Raw genomic sequence first — 25196 nt, forward strand, 5'->3', positions numbered from 1 at the left:
ATGAAAGTTAGTTTTTTTATAGATAGGCCGGTATTTTCGGCTGTTATCTCTATCGTGATTGTGATTGTCGGGATTATCGGGCTGACCATGCTTCCGGTAGATCAATACCCGCAGATTACACCTCCAGTGGTAAAGATCAGTGCGTCATATCCGGGCGCGAGCGCATTAACTTTGTCGCAGGCGGTAGCTACTCCGATTGAGCAGGAAATCAATGGTACCCCCGGTATGCTTTATATGGAATCAAACAGTTCTAACTCCGGTGGTTTCTCGGCAACGGTTACCTTTGATGTATCTGCCGATCCGGATTTAGCTGCAGTAGAAATTCAAAATCGTGTGAAACTGGCTGAATCCCGTCTTCCGGCGGAAGTGATTCAAAATGGCATTTCCGTGGAAAAACAGGCACCCAGTCAGTTAATGACACTCTGTCTGACTTCTACCGATCCTAAGTTTGATGAAATTTACTTAAGTAACTTTGCTACTATTAATGTACTTGATGTAATTCGCCGTATTCCGGGTGTGGGACGTGTTTCAAATATCGGTAGCCGTTACTATGCTATGCAGATATGGGCAGAGCCGGATAAGCTGGCTAACTTCGGATTAACCGTACAAGACTTGCAGAATGCCTTAAAAGACCAGAACCGTGAGTCGGCAGCCGGTGTGTTAGGACAGCAGCCGGTACAGGGACTGGATATAACGATCCCTATTACTACTCAGGGACGTCTTTCTACGGTAGGACAGTTTGAGGATATTGTAGTGCGTGCGAATGCCAATGGTTCTATCATTCGATTAAAGGATGTGGCACGTGTATCTCTGGAGGCTTCTTCTTACAATACTGAAAGTGGTATTAATGGTGAGAATGCCGCTGTACTTGGTATTTATATGTTGCCGGGTGCCAATGCGATGGAAGTGGCCGAGAATGTAAAAAAGGCGATGGAAGAGATCAGCGGGAACTTTCCTGAAGGATTGAGCTATGAAATTCCGTTTGATATGACGACGTATATCTCCGAGTCTATTCATGAGGTATATAAAACACTGTTTGAAGCATTGGTACTGGTTGTATTGGTCGTGTATCTGTCTTTGCAGAGTTGGCGTGCTACATTGATCCCGGTAGTAGCGGTGCCTATTTCTTTGATTGGTACTTTCGGATTCATGTTGATTTTTGGCTTCTCTATCAATATATTGACTTTGCTTGGCTTGATTCTTGCCATTGGTATCGTGGTCGATGATGCGATAGTGGTGGTGGAAGGAGTAGAGCATATTATGGAAACGGAGAAGCTAAGTCCTTATGAAGCGACTAAGAAAGCAATGAACGGATTATCAAGCGCGTTGATCGCTACTTCACTGGTATTGGCGGCTGTGTTTGTTCCGGTAAGTTTTTTGAGTGGAATTACGGGACAGTTGTACCGTCAGTTTACGGTGACCATTGTAGTATCTGTACTTATTTCTACCGTCGTTGCCCTGACGCTGAGTCCCGTGATGTGCTCGCTTATTTTAAAACCGGATAGTGGGAAGAAGAAAAATATAGTATTCAGAAAGATCAATGAATGGTTGGGAATTGGAAGCAATAAATATGTAGCTGCTGTCACTCGTACTATCAAACATCCGCGTCGGGTGTTAAGTGCTTTTGGTATGGTATTGATTGCTATTCTGTTGATTCACCGGATCATTCCGACCAGTTTTCTTCCGGTAGAAGATCAGGGATATTTTAAGATTGAACTAGAATTGCCGGAAGGAGCTACATTGGAACGTACCCGTGCTGTAACAGAGCGTGCGATTGCTTATCTGGATAAGAACCCCTACATAGAATATGTACAGAATGTGACGGGAAGCAGTCCGCGTGTGGGCAGTAATCAGGGGCGTGCCGAACTGACTGTCATCTTGAAACCTTGGGAAGAGAGAAAGAGTACCAGTATTGAGAAAATCATGGATACGGTAGAAAAACATTTGAAGGAATACCCGGAATGTAAAGTCTATCTGTCTACTCCTCCGGTCATACCGGGATTGGGTAGTTCCGGTGGTTTTGAAATGCAGTTGGAAGCTCGTGGGGAGGCTACTTTCGACAACTTGGTGGATGCAGCAGATACGTTGATGTATTATGCTTCCAAGCACAAGGAACTGACAGGTTTGTCTTCTTCTTTGCAGTCGGAGATTCCTCAACTTTACTTTGATGTGGACAGAGATAAAGTAAAGATGCTGGGAGTACCTTTGGCAGATGTGTTTTCTACGATGAAAGCTTATACAGGTTCGGTGTATGTGAATGACTTCAATATGTTCAACCGTATTTATAAGGTATACATTCAGGCGGAAGCTCCTTATCGTGAGCATAAAGACAATATCAACCTGTTCTTTGTAAAAGCCTCCAATGGAGCTATGGTACCGCTGACTTCTTTAGGTAATGCTTCTTATACAACAGGTCCGGGAAGTATCAAACGTTTCAATATGTTTACTACTGCTGTCATTCGGGGGGCTGCCGCACAGGGATATAGTTCCGGTCAGGCAATGGAGATTATGGAACAGATCGCCCGTGATCATCTTCCAGATAATATCGGATTGGAATGGAGCGGACTTTCTTATCAGGAAAAGCAGGCGGGCGGTCAGACCGGTATGGTCATGGCATTGGTATTCTTGTTTGTCTTTCTCTTCCTTGCCGCACAATATGAAAGTTGGACAGTGCCGATTGCCGTATTGCTGTCTTTGCCTGTAGCGGCTTTAGGAGCCTACCTGGGAGTCTGGGTATGCGGACTGGAGAACGATGTCTATTTCCAGATCGGACTGGTGATGCTTGTCGGGCTTGCCGCTAAGAATGCTATTCTGATTGTAGAGTTTGCTAAAGTACAGGTAGATAAAGGAGAGGACTTGATACAGTCTGCCATTTATGCGGCAAAATTACGTTTCCGTCCTATTCTGATGACTTCTTTAGCATTTGTACTGGGTATGCTTCCAATGGTATTGGCAAGTGGTCCGGGCTCGGCAAGCCGTCAGGCAATTGGTACGGGGGTATTCTTCGGGATGATATTTGCTATCGTGTTTGGTATTATTCTCGTGCCGTTCTTCTTTGTGATGGTATATAAAACAAAGTCGAAAATCTTAAAACATAAGAAATAATGAAACTGAATAAACTATATATTGCTATACTATTGTTTGCAGGAATACTGACTTCCTGCAAAGTAGGCAAGAGCTATGTACGTCCTGACCTTCATTTGCCCGATAGTCTGGCCCAACATCAGGATACGGTCAGCTTTGGAGATAAGGATTGGGAAGAAATCTATACGGATTCTACACTTCGCAGTCTGATAGACCGTGCGTTGGATCACAATAAAGACATGTTGATAGCGGCTGCCCGAATCAAAGAAATGGCGGCTCAGAAACGTATCTCCACCGCTGCACTGCTTCCTGATATCAAAGGAAAAGTGACTGCTGAACGTGAACTTGAGAATCACGGGGGAGATGCTTTTAAGAAATCGGAAACCTTTGAAGCTCAGTTCCTTGTTTCATGGGAACTCGATCTTTGGGGAAATCTGCGATGGGCGCGTTCGGCCAGTATTGCCGAATATTTGCAGTCGGTAGAGGCGCAACGTGCACTTCGGATGACGATTGTGGCGGAAGTGGCACAGGCTTATTATGAACTGGTTGCGCTGGATACGGAACTGGATATTGTCAAGCAGACTTTAAAAGCCCGTGAAGAAGGGGTGCGCCTGGCACGTATCCGTTTTGAAGGAGGATTGACTTCGGAGACTTCTTATCGTCAGGCTCAGGTGGAGCTGGCACGTACAGCCACTTTGGTTCCTGATTTAGAACGTAAAATCTCGCTGAAAGAGAATGACATTGCTTTTCTGGCCGGAGAATACCCTAATCGCATCGCCCGTTCCCGACTGCTTCAGGAATTCAATTTTCCGGAAACACTTCCGATAGGGATGCCATCTACTTTGTTGGAACGCCGTCCCGACATACGTCAGGCAGAGCAGAAGTTGATTGCTGCCAATGCCAAAGTAGGGGTAGCTTATACGAATATGTTTCCTCGTCTCGCCCTGACAGGTGGTTTCGGTACTGAGAGTACGTCTTTGTCCGAACTTTTAACATCTCCTTATGCTGTTATGGAAGGGGCTTTATTGACTCCTATTTTTGGCTGGGGAAAGAACCGTGCTGCATTGAAAGGCAAAAAGGCAGCTTATGAGGCGGAACTACATAGTTATGAGAAATCAGTTTTAACTGCTTTCAAGGAAACACGTAATGCGATTGTCAACTTTAATAAGATAAAAGAGGTGTATGCTCTTCGTGCCAATCTGGAACGTTCGGCTAAGAGTTATATGGACTTGGCTCAGTTGCAATACATTAATGGAGTAATCAATTATTTGGATGTTCTGGATGCCCAGCGTGGTTATTTTGATGCACAAATTGGTCTGAGTAACGCTATTCGTGATGAATTGATAACCATAGTGCAGCTTTATAAAGCACTGGGTGGTGGCTGGAAGCAATAGCATCTGTACCGGTGTCACGAAATAAAATGAGAGCTTCTCTTTCATAATTCGAGGAAAAATGCGAAATTTGCAACGCTTTTCAAGTTTGACAAGAAACTTACTAACACCTTTAAATAAAAATAAAGAAAATGACTAAAAGTGCATTGCAAATCGCAAGGGCTGCTTATCAGCCCAAACTTCCGAAAGCATTGGCAACAGGAGCCGTTAAAGCTGTAGCAGGTTCTGCTACTCAATCTGTAGCCGATCAGGAAGCTATCAAAGCATTATTCCCTAACACGTACGGAATGCCGTTGATTACATTCGAAGCAGGTGAAGCTGTTCAACTTCCTGCCATGAACGTAGGTGTAATCCTTTCCGGTGGACAGGCTCCGGGCGGACACAATGTAATCTCTGGTTTGTTCGACGGTATCAAAAAACTGAATCCGGAAAATAAGCTGTACGGCTTTATTTTGGGACCCGGCGGTCTGGTAGACCACAACTATATGGAACTGACTGCCGACATCATCGACGAATATCGTAATACAGGTGGTTTCGATATCATTGGTTCGGGACGTACAAAGCTGGAAACTGAAGCTCAATTTGAAAAGGGATTGGAGATTATCAAGGAACTGGGCATCAAAGCATTGGTAATCATCGGTGGTGATGACTCTAATACAAATGCCTGCGTATTGGCTGAGTATTACGCTGCTAAAAAGTACGGTGTGCAGGTAATCGGTTGTCCGAAAACGATCGACGGTGACTTGAAGAACGATATGATTGAAACTTCCTTCGGTTTTGATACAGCTTGCAAGACTTATGCGGAAGTGATTGGTAACATTCAACGTGACTGTAACTCAGCTCGTAAATACTGGCACTTTATTAAGTTGATGGGTCGCTCGGCTTCTCACATCGCATTGGAATGTGCTTTGCAGGTACAGCCTAACGTATGTATTGTTTCTGAAGAAGTAGAAGCAAAAGATATGTCTCTGGATGATGTAGTGACATCTATCGCTAAAGTGGTGGCCGACCGTGCTGCACAGGGAAATAACTTCGGTACAGTGCTGATCCCGGAAGGATTGGTTGAATTTATTCCGGCAATGAAGCGTCTGATTGCTGAGTTGAACGACTTCCTGGCTGCTAATGCAGAAGAGTTCTCTCAGATTAAGAAGTCTCACCAGCGTGATTATATCATCCGTAAGTTGTCTCCGGAAAACTCTGCTATCTATGCAAGTCTGCCGGAAGGTGTAGCTCGCCAGTTGACACTGGATCGTGACCCGCACGGAAACGTTCAGGTATCACTGATCGAAACAGAAAAACTGTTGTCTGAAATGGTAGCTACCAAATTGGCTGCATGGAAAGAAGATGGCAAATACGTAGGTAAGTTTGCTGCTCAGCACCACTTCTTCGGTTACGAAGGACGTTGCGCCGCTCCGTCAAACTTCGATGCTGATTACTGCTATTCTTTGGGTTACACAGCTTCTATGTTGATTGCCGACGGTAAGACTGGCTATATGTCTTCTGTACGTAACACAACTGCTCCTGCTGCTGAATGGATTGCCGGTGGTGTGCCTATCACGATGATGATGAATATGGAACGCCGTCACGGTGAAATGAAACCGGTTATCCAGAAGGCATTGGTGAAACTGGATGGTGCTCCTTTTAAAGCATTCGCTGCACAACGTGACCGTTGGGCTGTTGAAACGGATTATGTATATCCGGGTCCGATCCAGTACTTTGGTCCTACGGAAGTTTGCGACCAGGCAACTAAAACTTTGCAACTGGAACAAGCTAAATAAGTAAACTTCACAGAGTTGTTGTATCAAGCAACGTTGTGATGAAGAGTTATTCAGGCACGGATTACGCAGATTAACACGGTTTTAAGAAATAGTATGCTAAAACTGTGTAATCCGTGTAATCCGTGCCTATCTTTCATATATTTATTCATCAAAACAAATGCCGTCACGTAATAATCCGATTTCTGCTGTCCAAAAGAAAAGAACAGTTGCCACTACCAGAAAAAAGGGGACCGTTTCTTCTTCCAAACCTTCCCGTGCCCAGAAAAAGGCACCGATGAAGCATGGTTATTCGATGTCCGGCTGGCTTCGCAATTTATTGGCTGTGGTGATTATCGGTTGTTTCTCCGTCATTTTCTATTATTTCTTTCTTCGTCCTTATGCCTATCGGTGGAAACCTTGCAATGGCATGAAGGAATACGGAGTCTGCATTCCTTCCGGATATGACATTCATGGGATTGACATTTCTCATTATCAAGGAAAAATAGACTGGGGAAGACTTTTACAAAATAAGCAGACGGCTACTCCTTTGCATTTCATCTTTATGAAAGCGACTGAAGGAGGAGATCATAACGATACTACATTCGAAGCCAATTTTGTAAACGCACGTAATCATGGTTTTATTCGTGGCGCTTATCATTTCTATATTCCCGGTACAGATGCTTTGAAACAAGCGGATTTCTTTATCCGCACAGTTAAACTGGATTCCGGTGACCTGCCCCCGGTACTCGATGTGGAAGTGACCGGACGAAAAGAGAAAAAAGAATTGCAGCAAGGCATTAAGCGTTGGCTGGATCGTATAGAATCCCATTATGGAGTGAAGCCCATTCTTTATACTTCTTATAAATTCAAGACCCGTTATCTGGACGATTCTATTTTTAATGCTTATCCTTACTGGATTGCCCACTATTATGTCGATTCAGTGAAATATCAGGGTAAATGGCATTTCTGGCAACATACGGACGTTGGAAACGTACCGGGTATTAAAGAGGATGTAGACCTCAATGTATTCAACGGGACCTTAGAGGAACTCAAAAAGTTGACAATTAAGTAGCGGGTACGTTTCTTGTCATACAACTAATCTCTTCTTTCATTTGTTATAATCGTATTATTACTAAAAAGATACGATTATGAAATTTGATATAGCTATTATTGGTGGTGGCCCTGCTGGTTATACAGCTGCCGAAAGGGCGGGAGCTAACGGACTAAAAGCCGTTTTGTTTGAAAAAAAGGCAATAGGAGGAGTGTGTCTGAATGAAGGATGTATTCCTACTAAAACATTGCTATATTCTGCTAAAATACTGGATAGCATTAAGACTGCTTCCAAATATGGAATCTCAGCGGAGTCTCCTTCCTTTGACTTATCCAAAATCATGAGCCGGAAAGATAAAACAGTGAAGATGTTGACAGGTGGAGTGAAGATGACTGTTAATTCTTATGGTGTGACGATTGTAGAAAAAGAAGCGGTGATAGAAGGAGAATCCGGCGGACTGATTCGGATTGCTTGCGATGGAGAAAAGTACGAGGTCAAATATTTATTGGTTTGCACCGGTTCTGATACAGTAATTCCTCCGATACCCGGATTGTCAGAGGTTAGTTACTGGACTTCCCGAGAGGCACTGGAGATAAAAGAACTTCCCAAAACATTGGTGATTATTGGTGGCGGAGTAATCGGTATGGAGTTTGCCTCATTCTTTAACAGTATGGGGGTGAAGGTACATGTCGTTGAAATGATGCCGGAGATTTTGGGTGTAATGGATAAGGAAACCAGCGGTATGCTTCGCTCGGAATATGCAAAGCGCGGAGTCACTTTCTATTTGAATACTAAAGTGGTGGAAGTGAAGCTTGGTGGAGTTGTGATTGAAAAAGAAGGAAAGTCCTCAACGATTGAAGCGGAAAAGATATTGCTTAGCGTAGGGCGTAAGGCAAATTTGGACAAAGTCGGACTGGATAAACTGAATATAGAACTTTATCGGAATGGGGTAAAAGTTGATGAACATTTATTGACTTCTCACCCGAGGGTATACGCTTGTGGAGATATTACGGGGTATTCCTTGCTGGCACATACGGCAATTCGTGAAGCGGAAGTAGCTGTCAACCACATTTTAGGAGTGGAAGATCAGATGAACTATCATTGTGTTCCGGGAGTCGTTTATACAAATCCGGAAGTAGCCGGAGTGGGTAAGACGGAAGAGGAATTGATTCAATTGGGGCTACCTTATCGGGTTACTAAACTACCGATGGCATATTCCGGCCGGTTTGTTGCGGAGAATGAACAGGGGAATGGTATCTGCAAGTTGATTCAGGATGAGGAAGGGCATATCATAGGTTGTCATATAATCGGGAATCCTGCATCAGAACTGATTGTTATAGCCGGTATTGCTATCCAGAAGGGATATACAATCGAAGAATTCCAGAAGAGTGTATTTCCACATCCTACGGTTGGGGAGATTTACCATGAGCTACTCTTCTCATAAGTAATTCTTTTGAAAGAATAAGGAGTATACATTATGGTTCGTTGTATTCATAGTCCTTTCACCGATATTTACTTCCATTTGGCGGCAGAAGAATATCTGTTGAAGCAGGGAGCTGATGATGTTTTTATGCTTTGGCAGGATACGCCTTCTGTGGTGATGGGCAAACATCAACGTGTACAGTCGGAAGTGGACCGGGAGTGGGCGGAACTGCAACAGATTCATATTGCCCGTCGATTTTCGGGAGGAGGAACGGTATATCATGATTTGGGCAATGTCAATTTGACTTTTATTGAGACAGTGTCCCGTCTGCCTGATTTCAAGACATATCTTCATCGCGTATTGGAATTTTTCGTTTCAATTGGCTTAACTGCCGAAGGAGATGAACGACTGGGCATCTATCTGCATGGCTTGAAGATATCGGGGAGTGCTCAATGTGTATATAAAAATAGAGTTCTGTATCATTGTACTTTACTCTATGATACGGATATGACCATATTGAATAAGGTTTTAAATCCGGAAGGAAAAATAGAAGAAAAAGAATCAGTGCCTGTATATGCCGTTCCTTCTGTCCGAAGTGCGGTCACTAATATTTCCAACTACTTGCCTATGGAGACGATTGAGGATTTCAAAAAGACTGTTTTCCAATATTTTAGTAAGGGGCAATCGGCTGTTGCTTTCAATGAATGGGAGCTAGGGGTTATTGACAAACTTCGGAAAGAAAAATATATCCGGGACGAATGGATATTCAGCCGCTGAAGTCCGGTTAAAAATACTTTAACTTAAAACTTTCTATTTCAGCGGGTTGTTTTAATATATCAAGGTTGAATAATAAATTTACTGTCTATGTCAAGATTCGAAATAAAAATGCCCAAGTTGGGCGAGAGTATAACCGAAGGGACTATTGTTTCTTGGTCTGTAAAAGTGGGGGATATCATTCAGGAAGACGATGTTCTCTTCGAAGTAAATACTGCAAAAGTCAGTGCGGAAATTCCTTCTCCGGTAGCCGGGAAAGTAGTGGAAATTCTATTTAAAGAAGGTGATACGGTTGCTGTTGGTACTGTGGTTGCTGTTGTGGATATGGGAGGAGAGGAAGATGATTCTTCTCAGGAGAATGTTAGTGATTCTCATGAAAAAGTATTTGCAGAGTCTGAGATTCAGAAGGGAAATCAGGAATCTATTGAGACAAAAGAGGAACGCTGGTATTCTCCTGTTGTCATTCAGTTGGCACGGGAAGCTAAAATTCCGAAAGAGGAACTGGATTCCATACAAGGTACAGGATACGAAGGGCGGTTGAGTAAGAAAGATATCAAAGATTATATTGATAGAAAGAAAAGAGGACTTTCCGGAACGCCGGAGCCTGCACCGTCTGTGCCCTCTGCATCGTCTCCAAAAACGGCATCACCGGTAGGCAGTGCACCTGCTGTATCTGCAAGTGTTGCACCTGTAACAACAGCACCCGCTGCTGTTGTATCATTCGCGGCGTCCAACATTCCGGGAGTGGAGGTGAAAGAAATGGACCGGGTTCGCCGTATCATTGCAGATCATATGGTTATGTCAAAGAAAGTATCTCCGCACGTAACCAATGTTGTGGAGGTCGATGTTACTAAACTGGTTCGCTGGCGTGAAAAGAATAAAGATGCTTTCTTCCGCCGCGAAGGAGTGAAGTTGACATATATGCCTGTAATAACAGAGGCTGTAGCAAAAGCACTGTCCACCTATCCTCAGGTAAATGTATCGGTCGACGGCTACAATATCCTGTTTAAGAAGCATATTAATGTGGGCATTGCTGTTTCTTTGAATGATGGTAACTTGATTGTTCCTGTGGTACATGATGCCGATCATTTGAATCTTAACGGATTGGCTGTTGCCATCGATTCATTGGCAATCAAAGCGCGTGACAACAAATTAATGCCTGAAGATATTGATGGAGGTACATTTACTATTACCAATTTCGGTACTTTTAAGAGCCTTTTCGGCACACCGATCATAAATCAGCCTCAGGTAGCTATCTTGGGAGTGGGATACATTGAGAAGAAACCGGCTGTCATAGAGACACCGGAAGGAGATACAATTGCCATCCGTCATAAAATGTACCTGTCTCTTTCTTACGATCACCGTGTGGTAGATGGTATGCTGGGGGGCAACTTCCTGCATTTTATCGCCGATTATCTGGAGAACTGGGAAGGTTGATACTTGATTATTTTATTCATTAAGAATTGCATTAACCATGAAAAAGAAATATGATATAAAGACAACAGATGTAGAAACCCTGAAAAAATGGTATCATCTGATGACACTAGGGCGTGCTTTGGACGAAAAGGCACCATCTTATCTGTTACAATCACTAGGCTGGTCTTACCATGCTCCTTATGCCGGGCATGATGGAATCCAGCTGGCTATTGGTCAGGTTTTCACACTTGGAGAGGACTTTCTGTTTCCTTATTACCGTGATATGCTGACTGTACTTTCTGCCGGAATGACAGCCGAAGAGGTCATATTGAACGGTATTTCAAAAGCGACTGATCCGGGTAGTGGCGGTCGCCATATGTCCAATCACTTTGCCAAACCGGAGTGGCATATTGAGAACATTTCTTCTGCTACCGGCACACATGACCTGCATGCAGCTGGTGTAGCGAGAGCAATGGTATATTATGGTCACAAAGGAGTGGCAATAACTTCACACGGCGAATCCGCCACTTCCGAAGGATTTGTTTACGAAGCTATTAATGGAGCCAGTCTGGAACGTCTTCCGGTGATCTTTGTTATTCAGGATAACGGATATGGCATTTCCGTACCTAAATCGGAACAAACTGCCAACCGTAAAGTTGCCGAAAACTTTTCCGGCTTTAAGAATTTGAAAATCATCTACTGCAACGGAAAAGATGTTTTTGATTCTATGAATGCTATGAGCGAAGCTCGTGAATATGCGATCAACACCCGTAATCCAGTGATAGTACAAGCCAATTGTGTTCGTATCGGTTCTCACTCCAATTCAGATAAACATACCTTATACAGGGATGAAGATGAACTGGAATATGTGAAAGAGGCAGATCCTTTGATGAAATTCCGACGGATGTTATTACGTTACAAACGTTTGACGGAAGAGGAATTGCAACAAATTGAAGTCGAGGCTAAAAAAGAACTGTCTGCTGCCAATCGTAAAGCGTTGGCAGCTCCTGATCCCGATCCTAAGAGTATTTATGACTTTGTGATGCCCGAACCTTATCAACCTCAGAAGTATAAAGAGGGGACTCATCAGGAAGAAGGGGAGAAAACTTTCCTTGTAAATGCTATTAATGAAACTTTAAAAGCTGAGTTCCGACATAATCCGGATACCTTTATTTGGGGACAGGACGTAGCAAACAGAGAAAAAGGGGGAGTTTTTAATGTGACCAAAGGGATGCAGCAGGAGTTCGGTGAAGCACGTGTGTTCAGTGCACCTATTGCCGAAGATTATATTGTAGGTACGGCCAACGGAATGAGTCGCTTCGACCCTAAAATTCACGTGGTGATAGAAGGGGCGGAATTTGCCGACTACTTCTGGCCTGCTGTAGAACAATATGTAGAGTGTACACATGAATATTGGCGCAGCAATGGTAAGTTTGCACCGAATATTACTTTGCGACTGGCTTCCGGAGGATATATCGGTGGTGGATTATATCATTCTCAAAATATAGAAGGTGCACTGACTACCTTGCCAGGTGCACGTATCGTTTGTCCTTCTTTTGCTGATGATGCAGCCGGACTGTTGCGTACCAGTATGCGTTCTAAAGGATTTACGCTGTTTTTGGAACCGAAGGCATTATATAATTCGGTAGAAGCAGCTGCCGTTGTTCCCGAGGATTTTGAAGTTCCTTTCGGAAAGGCACGTGTTCGCCGTGAAGGAACAGATTTGAGTATTATAACTTATGGTAATACTACTCATTTTTGTCTACATGCGGCTGAACGGCTGGAAAAAGAAGGAGGATGGAAAGTTGAAGTCATCGATATCCGTTCGTTGATGCCATTAGATAAAGAGGCGATTTTTGAATCAGTGAAGAAGACTAGCAAGGCATTGGTTGTTCACGAAGATAAAGTGTTTTCAGGCTTTGGGGCAGAGCTGGCAGCCATGATTGGTTCGGAAATGTTCCGGTATTTGGATGGTCCGGTACAACGTGTCGGTTCTACTTTCACTCCGGTTGGCTTTAATCCTATTCTGGAGAAAGAAATTTTGCCGGATGAAGCGAAAATATATGAAGCTGCCAAAAAGGTGCTGGAATATTAATCGAATAAAATGGAGGTATAGTTTATGAAAAAGATTGGTTTGTTTTATGCCACCAAAGCTGATAAGACTACTTGGGTGGCAGAGAAGATTCAGAAAGAATTTGGAAAAGATAAGCTAGAGGTTGTTGCTATAGAACAGGCGTGGCAGAATGATTTTACAGCATATGATTGTTTTATAGTAGGCGCTTCTACCTGGTTTGATGGGGAACTCCCAACCTATTGGGATGAACTCTTGCCGGAACTTAGGACGCTGAATCTAAAAGGGAAAAAAGTTGCCATCTTCGGATTGGGTGATCAGATACGTTATCCCGAAAACTTTGCAGATGGCATCGGACTGCTTGCCGAGGTATTTGAAGGAGATGGGGCCACATTGGTCGGTTTTACTTCTTCCGAAGGATATACTTTTGAACGTTCCCGGGCACTGCGCGGAGATCGGTGGTGTGGCTTGGTGGTAGATCTGGATAATCAGTCTGAGCAGGCGGAAAAGAGAATCAGGGAATGGTGTGAACAGGTAAAGAAGGAATTTGAATGATGTTGCCTGTGCTATGTGATTGAAAAAATAATAAGATAGCTGCGGTGATATCGCTATACTCCTTTTTTAGTATTGAGGGACATATTGCAAGAGATGCTGATCTCGTGCAGTATCAGATGAACATCTCTTGTGTGACAAGATGGGTATGTGGTACTGTACAAAATCAGCATCTCCTGTATTTTATAGTCTGAGACTGATAAAAATGTCTTAAAGATAAATTGCAAATAGCTAACCTTTGCAGACGAACTTAACCTCTGCCCAGCGATTTTTCTCCTTATAATGGACGAAAACCAGCCCATTTTTTTCTGCCTCTTCTCGGATAGCATGAATATCATCTATGTAGAACCCACTCATATAGAGTTCGGACCCCGGATGCATACAGGCAATGTAGTGTCTCATGTCGTTCAGCAGAATGTTCCGGTTAATGTTAGCGATAATCACATCAAAAGGACCTTTACCGACAAGTGATGAAGCATCTCCTTGCGAAACTGCAATTTCGTTTACACCGTTCAGTTCGATGTTTTCAATAGAGTTGCGTACACACCATTCATCAATATCGATGGCAGTACAGGGACGGGCACCTCTCATGCGTGCAAGTATGGCAAGGATCGAAGTTCCGCAACCCATGTCCAGCAGGGATTTGTCTTTTAGTTCGCTGTCCAGCAACTCTTCGATGATGAGGCTTGTCGTTTCATGATGTCCTGTGCCGAAAGCCATTTGCGGGTTTATTACAATATCATATTCTGCTTTCGGAACATCATGGTGGAATGTACTGTGAATTACACACCGGTCTCCGATAACAATCGGTTGGAAGAAATTCTTTTCCCATTCTTCATTCCAGTCCTTGTCTTCTGCCTCAGTGTAAGTATAGGTGATTTCTGTATCGGGCAGTGGAAAGTCTGCGATAGCATTTTTAATACTTGTTTCGTCACACAAGGATTGTTGAATATATGCGGTAAGTCCGCCTTCACATTCCATAAAACTCTCAAATCCGGCTTCACCAAGGACGGCTGCCAATACATCGTTCACCGTTTCGGTGCAGGGATGTGTACGGAATACAAATTCAAAGTATTTCATAATCTTTCTTTATTCTGAATAATGTGCAAAGATACTCAAAAAACGAATTATTAGCTAAGTAATTGTGTTAAGTATATGCTGCTATTGTTTTTTTGTATCTTTGTGTGAACGGTCGATAGGCAGAACCTGTTTGATAAAGAAACATGAACAAAAGAACATTCGTATTATTATTGGGCTTGGCTACGTATTTATTTACGGGTTTAGGGAATGCTGTCAATGCCCAATCCATTCATAAACTACCTCATTTATTATCTCTCTCAAATCGTAATCTGATTTATTCCACTACTTCCGTATGGAAAGATTCTATCTTGGCATTATGTGCGGAGGTAGAACAGGAAGCTTGGGAGTCAGAAGATTGGAATACTGCATTCCTGGCGGCACAGATAAAAGTCAATGCTACCTGTCTGAAAGGAGGAACAGGCGAGGCGATTGTTCAGGCGCAGGAGATGTATGAAAAGGCTAAACTGTTAAATTCATCACGGGGAAGAGCCTTGTCATTGCAGGCTATTGGGGATACTTATATGCATACAGGGCTTTATGCATTGGCAGTTGAGACGTTTCTGTCAGCCGAAGCAGAATTACAAAATAATAATGATGCCTTTATAAAGCTTCGCTTAGTTATTCAGCAGATTTATGCTTATTTGAAAATGAATGAGGTGGAGAAGGCAATGGAGTATCTGGATATAGCCGAGAGGCTTCTCCCTCAAAATTTAATAGGGAAAGAAGACTTTGAATTCTATATCCAGTCGTATCGCACACTAGGATATATTCAGGTTGGAAATAAAGAATTGGTTGAGAAATATTGGGAAAAGGCGACGAACTTGCAAAGAACAAATGAGTACTTGTCCGAATTATCACTGGATTTATATATCAGCTATTATCTTTTTCAGAAAAACTATACGAAGGCAGTTACTTTATATGATTCCCTGATTGTAGCTACAAAAGAAAGAGGGAATCTATATGAATATAAGAATGCTTTGCAGTCGAAAGGAGCTTTGTTGCATATTTTAGAAGACTTGCAACAGGCCGCTGTGCTTTATCATGAGGTGAAGGAGTTGAATCGCTCTTTAGAAACGGAACGTTTTGCAGAAGCTTTGGATTCCATACGTTCAACGTATATAGCCGATCGTATGAAATTGGAGAATGCGGAGGTATATGACGGGCTGTTGGCACGGATCATATGTTATACTCTCATTGTGCTTGTTATCATCGGAATATTAATTGTAGTGATTAAAAGAAATAATAAGGAATTAGACAAGTCACGCGTAAGATTGTCTGAAGCAAATGAGAGAGCTAAGCGGTCTATTTTATCTAAAAGTATGTTCCTCTCAAACATGACGCATGAAATCCGGACACCGTTGAATGCTATTGTCGGGTTTTCGGAAGTTCTTTCGTCTATGGGAGATGCAATTGATGATGAGACAAGGCAAATGTGTGGAGATAGTATCAGGCAAAATGCACAATTATTGCATAAACTAATCAATGATGTGATGGAATTGTCCGAACAAGAGGAGAACAATATGTCATTTAACTTAGAACGGCACGAAGTTGTAGCCTTATGTCAAAGAACCATAGAAACGATTGAAAAAGTAAAGCGGACTTCAGCAGAAATTGTATTTCATACATCGTTGAATGAATTGGTTTTAAAAACAGATAGTACCCGTTTGCAGCAAGTTCTGATTAATCTGTTGATTAATGCTACGAAATTTACTCCGAAGGGACCATTGCCCTTTTGCTTGATATCGATACCGAAAAGCAAGAGGCTGTCTTTACTGTGGAGGATACGGGGTGTGGTATTCCTTTGGATAAGCAGCCTGCTATCTTTTCTCGTTTTGAAAAGTTACATGAGGGAATTCAGGGTAGTGGAATCGGACTTTCTCTTTGTCGGTTTATTGTGGAACACCTGAAAGGGAAAATCTGGATTGATCCGAAATATACCTCCGGTGCAAGATTTGTATTTACACATCCGTTAGAAAATGATAGCCATGAGAATGAATAAAATAATATTATTGTTATCTTGGATGTTCCTTGGGGGGGTGGCGTATGTATACGCAGGTGATAGCAGTGCGAAAGAAATATTGATGCAAAAGTTGGAATCAACGGGACATGATACTTTACGATTGAAAACGTTATGCGAACTGGTTGATGTTTGCAAACCGGAACCAATCGTTAGAAAACAATATGTTGACGAACTATTGAAAGAAGCCGAGTCTCAAAAGGATAATCTTTATAAATGTCGTGCCTACCTATATCATATTTATATATGCTTCAATGAGAATAATCGGGAAGAACTTCGAAAGTGGCTTGATTTATTGGTGCCTTTAGCTAAGAAAGAAAAGTATTACGATTTAGTCTTTTTGGGAGAACAATGTGACATTGATTTATTAGTATTGAATGAGAGTTTTGAAGAGCTTGAAGACCGAGCTACGGATATGTTGCACGAAGCTCAGGCATTGAAGAATAATAAAGGCATTGTATTGGCATACCAAAGTATAGCATGAGCTTATCGTGTGACCGGTAGAGTGAAACAAGCTGGTGATATGCTGGAAAAGGCTTATGCTCAATCTCTGGAATTTAATGATTATACAATATCTGCTGATATAAATAATAGCCTGATAATGGTATATAAACTGCTTAAAGATTATCCCGGTCTGTTGAAATGCATACAGGAACGGGAGAGAATCATTCAGAATGAGATTCGCAGGCAACCGGATATGGAGCAAATGTTGCATCTTGATTTTTTTTATTTATATGTATCTTATGCCGAATATTATTTTGCAATGGGAGATTTGCCAAATGCAAAGAAGTATATTCAGTTGACCGATAAATATTATTCTGACAGATATTTTGTTAATAAATTGAGATACTACGAGATAAATAAAGCCTATTATGCGGCAACGGAGCAATGGGATGAGGCGATAGCCTGTGTGGATTCTCTTATTATCGGTTATCGAAAAGTTGACTATTCTTATTATAATAATGCATTACTCGATAAAGCTGATATTTTTCTGGATATGGAAGATTACGAACGTGCCTTGCCGCTGTATGAAAAGGCATTAAAGGCTAATGATTCAATTTCTGTTTCGATATACAACAAGCAGGTCAATTTTATTCGGAATACCCATGCTACAGAGAAAATCCAGTTGCAGACTTTACGTTTCCGTTATTATATAAGCATGTCCGTATTAATTTTGATGGCGGTGATCATTATTGTTTTATTAATTTTTTCCATTCTTAAATATCGTATCAACAGAGAACTGCGCAAGTCAGAAAGAAAAATGCGACGAATAGCCCAGGAAGTAGAAAAGGTAAATAAGGTAAAGGAATCATTTATTTCTAATATGAATAATGCGATACGGGAACCGTTGACGGAAGTTGTGGACTGCTCTCTGGCATTGGCTTCTGATAAAGAATTCACTGATGAGCAGAAGAACCGCGCCGCAGGTGTTATATCTAAAACGGCTACAGAATTATCTCAATTAATAAATGATATACTCGATCTATCCCGTTTAGAAGCAGGTATGATGAAGTTTCAGACAGCGGAGTTGTATTTTAATACTTATCTGGAAGAAGCTATCGGGACGGCTTCTGTTAATAAAGAGTTACAGATAAATAATAAATTGGAACAAGGTGTTAATTACTTGATTCGTTATGATGGAAACTGGTTGTTCAGACTTATGAAGACAGTGTTTATTCCAGTTGATGAGGTACCACGTGAGCCATTGAGAATTCTGATAGAAACGAATATGGTTAAGAATGAGATTATGGTTACTGTATATAATTCTATTTTTATCACCACTTCTCCTGTACAGAACATTGTGATTCAAAGTGAAATGAATCGTATGCTTGTGGAGCATTTCGGAGGAGCCTGGATTGTAAATGAGGAATATGTACAGTTTACTATTCCATTTGTTTGATAGACTGATTGCGGCAGTCTTGATATAACAAAATAATCTTTCCCCTTCATAAAAGTCGTGAAAATAGGGATTTCCCTATAATCGTTTGGGGAAAATCTCCCCTAAGTGGTAAATCTCTTCCTTATCTTTGTAATGTGAATAAGTTTAAGTAATTACATAAACCGAGATGATATGAAAAAGATTGTTTATTTCTTGCTAATTGCTTTATGCCTCCCTATAGGCTTGATGGCACAAAGCGTTGATGACGACCTTTATTTCGTACCTTCTAAAGACAAGCAGGAGAAGAAAGAAACGACTCCAGTGAAGAAGGAACCGAAAAAGCAAGTCACGACCAACATCTATACATCACCGGGCACTACTGTTGTTGTTCAGGCCCGTAAGGGAAACACACGGGATGTAGATGAATATAACCGTCGTTATGATGCAAAGGATAATGAATTCGTATTGGATAACGATACCTTATACATAAAAGAGAAAGATCAGCCGGATTTGGATGGAGAATGGGTAACTGGTGAATTCAATGGTACACAGGATGACTATGAATATGCCGAACGCATAATCCGTTTCCGTAATTCGCGTTTTGCTATCAGCATTAGCAGTCCTCTATATTGGGATGTAGTTTACGGACCTAATTCATGGGACTGGAATGTATATACTGATGGCATGTATGCTTATGCTTTCCCGACATTCAGTAATCCTCTTTGGTGGGATTGGCGTTACAACTCTTACGGTTGGGGATGGAACTATGGTTGGGGATGGAATCGTCCTTACTATGGCTGGGGATATTACCCGGGTTCATGGGGCGGCTGGTATGGTGGCTACTGGGGTGGCTACTGGGGTGGCTTCTATGGCGGCGGTGGCTATTGGGGACATCATCACCACTGGGGTGGTGGTCCTAGCTGGGGCTGGGGCGGTGGAGGCGGCAGCCATTGGGCTGGCAACTCATATACAAATCGTCGTTCTTATGCTCCTAACAGATCAATCTCTACCTCTCGTCGTTCAGATTATAACCGTTCACAGACTCGTAGAGCAACAAGTGTAACTTCGGGCAATCGTACCAGTACGACAGGACGGGTAGTTTCAAGAAGAGAGTCTGCCGTACGTTCAGGAGTAAGTACTCGCTCAGACGCATCTTCTTCAAGAAGGAGTACCTATACACGCCCAAGTAGTACTCGGAGTAGTTCTACCTATAATAGTACACGAGGAAGTAGCAGTACACGTAGTTCGTCTACATATTCTCCTTCTTCTTCATCGAGAAGAACTAGTTCTTCTACTTATAATAGAGGAAGTTCTACATCACCTTCACGTACTTATTCAGGAGGAAGCAGTACACGTAGTAGTTCTTCATCTACTCGTAGCTATACTCCTAGCAGTAGTAGCAGTTCTCGCTCAAGTGGTAGCTATTCATCAGGAAGTTCTTCTTCCCGTTCCAGTGGCGGTAGCTATTCTTCTGGTGGTAGTTCATCTCGTTCTAGTAGTGGAAGTAGTGGCGGTGGCGGGTCTTCCAGCAGAAGTAGCAGACGATAAAGTTGAGTAATATTCAAATGAATAATTTAAGATTATGAAAAAGATAATAACATTAGCATGTGCTCTATCTTGTATAATAGGTGCTAGTGCGCAATCTATATATGATGCTGCAAAGTTAGCTGAAAAGGATTTGAATGGTACTGCCCGTTTCGTAGGAATGGGCGGAGCAATGGGAGCCTTAGGAGGTGACATTACTACAATGGGGACAAATCCTGCCGGTATTGGTATATATAGAAGTAACGATGTGATGACTTCATTTAGTTTCTCTGCTTATGGTGCAGAAAGTAAATATGACAGAGAAACTTTTAATAATGATAAGAATCGGTGGTCGTTTGATAACATTGGCTTTGTTTTCTCTACCAAAGTTGGTAATGAAACTCCATTGCGTTATGTGAATTTTGGTTTCAATTACAAACGTTCGAAGTCATTGTATAAGAATATGTCAATGGCTGGATTTATGGGCGTATATGGTGATAGACCTGTATCACAGGCTAACTACATGGCGCAACAGGCTACTGACGCTGCAAAGTATGTTTGGGATTCATATAGAGAACCTCTGGACTATAGTAACAGAAATATCTATAGTGATAATGAAGCGGGATGGCTAGGAGCAATAGGATTTCAAGGTGGAATGATAGAGAAGGATAGTAAAGATGAAAATTTATATCATCCGTTAAATTATGGAGAACCTTATTCAGTTTTCAATTCTAGAGAACAAGGCGGAGTTGGAGAATATGATTTTAATATTGCTTTTAATATTAGTGATCGTGTTTATTTAGGTGTGACTGTCGGAGCCTATGACGTTAATTATAAAAAGTACTCAGGCTATGATGAATCGTATGATAATGATGAAGGTTATTTACTGGATAGCTATAGCAAGATCAAAGGATCGGGATTTGATATAAAGCTGGGAGCGATCATTCGTCCCTTTGAGAATTCTTCTTTCCGAGTTGGTTTTGCCGTACATACACCGACTTTTTATAAGTTGACTTATGCAACAAGTGCTCGTATGACTACTGATTACAAAGCGTCAACAGGTGATTGGGATCGTATAATCGTAGATACTTATGATTATGTAGGCGATATGGAACGGGATTACCGCTTGAATACTCCATGGACATTTAATGTAAATATGGGATATACAGTTGGAAATTCTTTAGCTTTGGGTGCAGAATATGAATATGAAGATTATTCTACAATGAAGTTTAAGTATCCCGGTAATGAAGGAGGAGGAGATATGGAATTTGAGACAGCTGAAGCTAAGAACTGTCTGAAAGGTACACATACATTCCGTTTAGGAGCCGAATATAAAGTAATTCCTCAATTTGCATTCCGTTTAGGATATAACTATACGTCATCAGCTTTTAAAGATGAGGCTGTGAAATATCTTCCTTCCAATTCTATTATGACTGATACTGATTTCTCTAATAAAATGTCACAGAATGTATTTACATTGGGTATAGGGTATAGGGGAAGTATATTTTATGCGGATTTAGCATATAAGTTTTCTGCATATAAAGAAGACTTCTATCCTTTCTTTAATGAATTTCAGGATGCTAAGTCTGGCGAATGGGCTTTAGTAACGCCACAGGCAACCAAAGTAACCAATACACGTAGTCAAGTACTGATGACTTTAGGTTTCCGCTTTTAATTAGAAACTGTTTTCAATTTCAATAATAACTTTTGTGTGTTAGAGTCCCTGGAATGCTGAGTGTCTACAGCGGTTCCAGGGATTTCTTTTTTTATTTTTTATTTGCTGACAAAACAGATTGTCGATGTTTCGTATATCGTAATATTCTCAGTGGATATAATTATTCTTTTTGTTTAAAGAAAAAAAACTACTTATTTTCTTGTTATTTAAAATAATTTCATATTTTTGTATTTGTAGTCAGAACCAAACTATGAAATATTGACGTCCTCTCTACACACAAACTTATTTTTATTAACCTTAAAAGAGCAGTATTATGTTTAAACCACTCAGATCAGTAAGTGTGCTGTTGCTCTTGTGTGCCATGCCGGCAGCAATTTCCTATGCAGCCTCTGACAATGGAGCAACAAGTGTGAATGTCACACAGCAAAACGGTACGTGTAAAGGTGTAGTAAAAGACAAAACAGGTGAAGCGGTTATCGGAGCTTCAGTTGTAGTCAAAGGTACTACAAATGGTGTAATTACCGATCTTGACGGTAATTTTGTTCTATCCAATGTTCCTGATGGGGCAGTTATTCAAATCTCTTATGTAGGTTATAGCCCCCAAGAAGTTAAATATACGGGCAAACCTTTAGACATTATCTTACAGGAAGATACGCAGACACTCGATGAAGTTGTAGTAACAGCTTTGGGTATTAAACGTCAGAAAAGGTCTCTCGGTTATTCTACTACGACAGTAGGAGGAAAAGACTTCACCGAAGCCCGTACTACTAACATTGGTAATGCCCTTTCCGGTAAGATTGCCGGTGTTTCCGTTTCCGGAAATGCAACCGGTCCGGGTGGTAGTAGCCGTGTCGTTATTCGTGGTAATGCTTCATTGACAGGAAACAACCAGCCACTCTATGTTATTGATGGCGTTCCGTTTGATAATACCAATATCGGTAGTGCCGGTCAGTGGGGCGGTAAAGATATGGGTGACGGTTTGTCAAGCATCAATCCGGATGATATTGCTGATATTCAGGTGCTGAAAGGTGCTGCTGCATCTGCGCTTTATGGATATCGCGGTGGTAACGGTGCTATCTTGATTACCACTAAATCGGGTCAGAAAGGGAAACCGGTTTCTGTTGAATTCAATAATAACCTGGCTTTTGATGTGATTTATGATTACCGTGATTTCCAGGATACCTACGGGCAAGGAACGCAGGGCAATCGCCCGCTTTCTGCGGATGTGGCAAAATCAACTGAAACATCCAGCTGGGGTGAAATAATGGATGGAGGAAAGGCTGTAAACTTCTTGGGCAAGGAATATGCTTATTCTCCTGTTGATAACTGGAAGAACTTTTATCGTACAGGGATTAACAATACGACAACCTTGGCTGTGAGCGGTGCTTCCGATAAGATATCCTATCGTTTTGGTGTTTCCAATATGGCGGTAAAGGGTATACTTCCTAATTCCAGTATCAGTCAGCAAGGTATCAATATGAATACGACTTATGACATTTCCTCGAAAGTTCATTTGATGGTGAATGCTAATTATGTATTTGACAAGAATAAAGGTCGTTCAAATTTGTCTGATGGTAACAGTAATACAAATGCCGCACTTCTTTATCATGCTAATTCTTTTGATATCCGTTGGTTGGAACGCGAAAATCCGGATTGTGACTGGGGTACCGGTGCTGACGGTAAAGAACTGTTAGGTGGTACAAACGGTTATTTCAATAACCCGTATTGGTTGCAGTATAGAGTTACCAATGAAACAAACCGTAATCGTCTGACTGGTGGTATGACTTTGAAGTATGATATCTTTGATTGGTTATACATCCAGGGTGCCGTAACACGTGACGGTTATAATCTGGAATATTCTGAAGTGAAGCCAATCGGTTCTGCTTCTCCGGAAGACCCGCGTGGTTATATAAAGGAATATACTCAGAACTTCTCTGAAATGAACCTGAACTATTTGATCGGATTCAATAAGACATTTGGCGACTGGAGTGTCGGTGCTACTTTTGGTGGAAACCGTCAGAGGAACATTACAAAGAAATATGGTCTGGACGATAAGGCATCTTCCTTCTTTGTTCCAGATTTCTATTCAAGCAGTAACACAGCGAAGCATCTGTACAAGAAGGAATATACAGAATACCGGGTAAATTCAATTTATGGTACCGCAGATCTTGGTTACAAGAATCAGGTTTTCTTGAACTTAACAGGACGTAATGACTGGTTCTCCACTCTGGACCCGGATAATAATCATTATTTCTATCCTTCTATTGGTATGTCATGGGTATTTAGCGATACATTCAAGACTCCCGACTGGTTTACTTTCGGAAAGATTCGGGCATCTTATGCTGCTGCATCTAACGGAACAAAAGCATATCAGAACCTTCTTACCTATAAAGTAGATAACTACCAGTCTAACGGACAGCCTGTGGTGACGATCAATAACTCTACCGTACCCAATAAAGGCTTGAAACCTGTTCAAATCTCCGAATGGGAAATTGGTTTGAATCTTTCTTTCCTGGACAACCGTTTATCATTGGATGCTGCTTATTATAAGAAGACAACCAAAGATGATATCGTACAGGTGACCACCAGTGGTGCTTCCGGATTTGAATCAGCGATTCAGAACGTTGGAGAAATCAGAAATAGTGGTGTGGAAGTGATGGTGAATGCTGTTCCTATTCATACGAAAGACTTCAACTGGAATTCTACATTCAATATAGCTTATAACAGCAGTGATGTAAAATACTTGGGAAAAGACGGAACGGGAGAAAACATAAAGAGACTGACACTTGATGGAGCTACCTCACGTTTAGGAAATGTTTCTGTTCAGAATATATTGGGACATCCTTATGGTGAATTAGTAGGTTATGAGTACAAGCGTACTCCGGACGGTCAAGTTATTTTTGAAAACGGTCTTCCCGTACATTCTGATGAAGTTCAGGTATTAGGAAACGGTGTTTATAAAGTAACCGGTGGATGGCGCAATGAATTTACTTACAAGAATATAACTCTTGCTTTCTTGATTGACTTCAAGGCAGGTGCTAAATTATTCTCCGGAACTAATTTGTCTCTCTATAGCAATGGTTTGCATAAGAATACTTTGCAGGGACGTGGCGCTGACGGTAAGGGAACAATGGTAGGCGATGGTGTAATGTCTGACGGTAAAGGCGGATATGTGAAGAATACTGTAGCTGTTTCTGCACAAGACTATTGGCAGGCTATTACCAATCAGAATATTGCTGAAGAGTTTGTTTATAATGCAAGTTTCATAAAACTGCGTGAACTTTCAATCGGATATACTTTGCCGCAGGCATGGTTGAATAAGCAGACACTTATAAAAGGTGTGACTCTTTCTTTAGTAGGTCGTAACCTTTGGACTATTTTGAAGCATACAGATAATATTGATCCGGAATCTGCTTATAATAACGGTAATGCTCAAGGTTTGGAATTGAACGGATATCCGGCTACGAGAAATGTGGGATTCAATGTAAATGTTAAGTTCTAA

General features: G+C 41.6%; 16 protein-coding genes and 1 pseudogene. 16 read left to right on the forward strand and 1 reads right to left on the reverse strand.

All coding sequences use genetic code 11. The annotated features are described in order from the left end of the window. The 9 genes from HMPREF2794_RS00255 to HMPREF2794_RS00295 all read left to right on the forward strand — a co-directional run bounded on the left by HMPREF2794_RS00255 (position 1) and on the right by HMPREF2794_RS00295 (position 13522). Positions 1-3105, forward strand: coding sequence for an efflux RND transporter permease subunit (locus tag HMPREF2794_RS00255; protein WP_070750498.1), 3105 nt, complete (start codon positions 1-3; stop codon positions 3103-3105). Beyond that, complete coding sequence (locus HMPREF2794_RS00260; RefSeq protein WP_070750500.1) at positions 3105-4478, forward strand: efflux transporter outer membrane subunit; 1374 nt, start codon at positions 3105-3107, stop codon at positions 4476-4478. Before HMPREF2794_RS00255 ends, HMPREF2794_RS00260 begins: the two co-directional genes overlap by 1 nt. Before the next feature lie 128 nt (positions 4479-4606). Continuing rightward, complete coding sequence (locus HMPREF2794_RS00265; protein ID WP_010537577.1) at positions 4607-6253, forward strand: diphosphate--fructose-6-phosphate 1-phosphotransferase; 1647 nt, start codon at positions 4607-4609, stop codon at positions 6251-6253. Between the two features lie 157 nt (positions 6254-6410). Next, on the forward strand, positions 6411-7304 hold the full coding sequence (locus tag HMPREF2794_RS00270) for a glycoside hydrolase family 25 protein (protein ID WP_070750502.1): 894 nt from the start codon (positions 6411-6413) through the stop codon (positions 7302-7304). A 76-nt stretch (positions 7305-7380) separates the two neighbouring features. Continuing rightward, positions 7381-8727, forward strand: a complete 1347-nt coding sequence (lpdA, locus tag HMPREF2794_RS00275; protein WP_010537579.1) for a dihydrolipoyl dehydrogenase — start codon at positions 7381-7383, stop codon at positions 8725-8727. Positions 8728-8760: 33 nt separating this feature from the next. Beyond that, entirely contained in the window at positions 8761-9483 is a 723-nt protein-coding gene (locus tag HMPREF2794_RS00280; RefSeq protein ID WP_022302272.1) for a lipoate--protein ligase family protein, read from the forward strand. Between the two features lie 87 nt (positions 9484-9570). Further along, a complete protein-coding gene (locus tag HMPREF2794_RS00285) occupies positions 9571-10917 on the forward strand; it encodes a dihydrolipoamide acetyltransferase family protein (protein ID WP_022302271.1) in 1347 nt (448 codons plus the stop codon). A gap of 37 nt (positions 10918-10954) precedes the next feature. After that, positions 10955-12991 (forward strand): alpha-ketoacid dehydrogenase subunit alpha/beta, encoded by a 2037-nt coding sequence (locus tag HMPREF2794_RS00290; protein ID WP_010537582.1) that lies wholly within the window; start codon positions 10955-10957, stop codon positions 12989-12991. A 24-nt stretch (positions 12992-13015) separates the two neighbouring features. After that, entirely contained in the window at positions 13016-13522 is a 507-nt protein-coding gene (locus HMPREF2794_RS00295; protein ID WP_010537583.1) for a flavodoxin, read from the forward strand. Positions 13523-13750: 228 nt separating this feature from the next. Here the strand turns inward: HMPREF2794_RS00295 and prmA are convergent, their stop codons facing one another. Further along, positions 13751-14599, reverse strand: a complete 849-nt coding sequence (gene prmA / locus HMPREF2794_RS00300) for a 50S ribosomal protein L11 methyltransferase (protein WP_010537584.1) — start codon at positions 14597-14599, stop codon at positions 13751-13753. 1319 nt (positions 14600-15918) lie between these two features. Between prmA and HMPREF2794_RS29875 the strand changes: the two are divergent. From HMPREF2794_RS29875 to HMPREF2794_RS00330, 7 genes and pseudogenes are all read left to right on the forward strand, one after another. Further along, a pseudogene (locus tag HMPREF2794_RS29875) lies at positions 15919-16101 on the forward strand (histidine kinase dimerization/phospho-acceptor domain-containing protein); the annotation flags it as partial. Between the two features lie 272 nt (positions 16102-16373). Next, entirely contained in the window at positions 16374-16598 is a 225-nt protein-coding gene (locus tag HMPREF2794_RS29880; RefSeq protein WP_157998588.1) for a sensor histidine kinase, read from the forward strand. Continuing rightward, positions 16585-17100 (forward strand): hypothetical protein, encoded by a 516-nt coding sequence (locus HMPREF2794_RS00310; RefSeq protein ID WP_139147216.1) that lies wholly within the window; start codon positions 16585-16587, stop codon positions 17098-17100. The genes HMPREF2794_RS29880 and HMPREF2794_RS00310 overlap by 14 nt, the downstream gene beginning before the upstream one ends. A 9-nt stretch (positions 17101-17109) precedes the next feature. After that, positions 17110-18516 carry a histidine kinase dimerization/phospho-acceptor domain-containing protein gene (locus tag HMPREF2794_RS00315; RefSeq protein WP_139147217.1) on the forward strand — a complete coding sequence of 469 codons (1407 nt, stop codon included), beginning with the start codon at positions 17110-17112 and terminating at the stop codon, positions 18514-18516. 171 nt (positions 18517-18687) lie between these two features. Next, entirely contained in the window at positions 18688-20043 is a 1356-nt protein-coding gene (locus tag HMPREF2794_RS00320) for a hypothetical protein (protein ID WP_070750505.1), read from the forward strand. A 34-nt stretch (positions 20044-20077) separates the two neighbouring features. Beyond that, on the forward strand, positions 20078-21694 hold the full coding sequence (locus HMPREF2794_RS00325; protein ID WP_010537589.1) for an OmpP1/FadL family transporter: 1617 nt from the start codon (positions 20078-20080) through the stop codon (positions 21692-21694). 313 nt (positions 21695-22007) lie between these two features. Continuing rightward, positions 22008-25196: a SusC/RagA family TonB-linked outer membrane protein gene (locus HMPREF2794_RS00330; RefSeq protein ID WP_055269183.1), complete on the forward strand. Its 3189-nt coding sequence runs from the start codon at positions 22008-22010 to the stop codon at positions 25194-25196.

Origin of the sequence: Bacteroides sp. HMSC067B03, assembly GCF_001811315.1 — a bacterium.
Lineage (GTDB): Bacteria > Bacteroidota > Bacteroidia > Bacteroidales > Bacteroidaceae > Bacteroides > Bacteroides faecis.

Bases quoted from the DNA above. Each gene is read 5' to 3' on its own strand.
- HMPREF2794_RS00255 (WP_070750498.1), top strand. From the start codon at position 1: ATGAAAGTTAGTTTTTTTATAGATAGGCCGGTATTTTCGGCTGTTATC.
- HMPREF2794_RS00260 (WP_070750500.1), top strand. From the start codon at position 3,105: ATGAAACTGAATAAACTATATATTGCTATACTATTGTTTGCAGGAATA.
- HMPREF2794_RS00265 (WP_010537577.1), top strand. From the start codon at position 4,607: ATGACTAAAAGTGCATTGCAAATCGCAAGGGCTGCTTATCAGCCCAAA.
- HMPREF2794_RS00270 (WP_070750502.1), top strand. From the start codon at position 6,411: ATGCCGTCACGTAATAATCCGATTTCTGCTGTCCAAAAGAAAAGAACA.
- lpdA (WP_010537579.1), top strand. From the start codon at position 7,381: ATGAAATTTGATATAGCTATTATTGGTGGTGGCCCTGCTGGTTATACA.
- HMPREF2794_RS00280 (WP_022302272.1), top strand. From the start codon at position 8,761: ATGGTTCGTTGTATTCATAGTCCTTTCACCGATATTTACTTCCATTTG.
- HMPREF2794_RS00285 (WP_022302271.1), top strand. From the start codon at position 9,571: ATGTCAAGATTCGAAATAAAAATGCCCAAGTTGGGCGAGAGTATAACC.
- HMPREF2794_RS00290 (WP_010537582.1), top strand. From the start codon at position 10,955: ATGAAAAAGAAATATGATATAAAGACAACAGATGTAGAAACCCTGAAA.
- HMPREF2794_RS00295 (WP_010537583.1), top strand. From the start codon at position 13,016: ATGAAAAAGATTGGTTTGTTTTATGCCACCAAAGCTGATAAGACTACT.
- prmA (WP_010537584.1), bottom strand. From the start codon at position 14,599: ATGAAATACTTTGAATTTGTATTCCGTACACATCCCTGCACCGAAACG.
- HMPREF2794_RS00310 (WP_139147216.1), top strand. From the start codon at position 16,585: ATGAGAATGAATAAAATAATATTATTGTTATCTTGGATGTTCCTTGGG.
- HMPREF2794_RS00320 (WP_070750505.1), top strand. From the start codon at position 18,688: ATGAAAAAGATTGTTTATTTCTTGCTAATTGCTTTATGCCTCCCTATA.
- HMPREF2794_RS00325 (WP_010537589.1), top strand. From the start codon at position 20,078: ATGAAAAAGATAATAACATTAGCATGTGCTCTATCTTGTATAATAGGT.
- HMPREF2794_RS00330 (WP_055269183.1), top strand. From the start codon at position 22,008: ATGTTTAAACCACTCAGATCAGTAAGTGTGCTGTTGCTCTTGTGTGCC.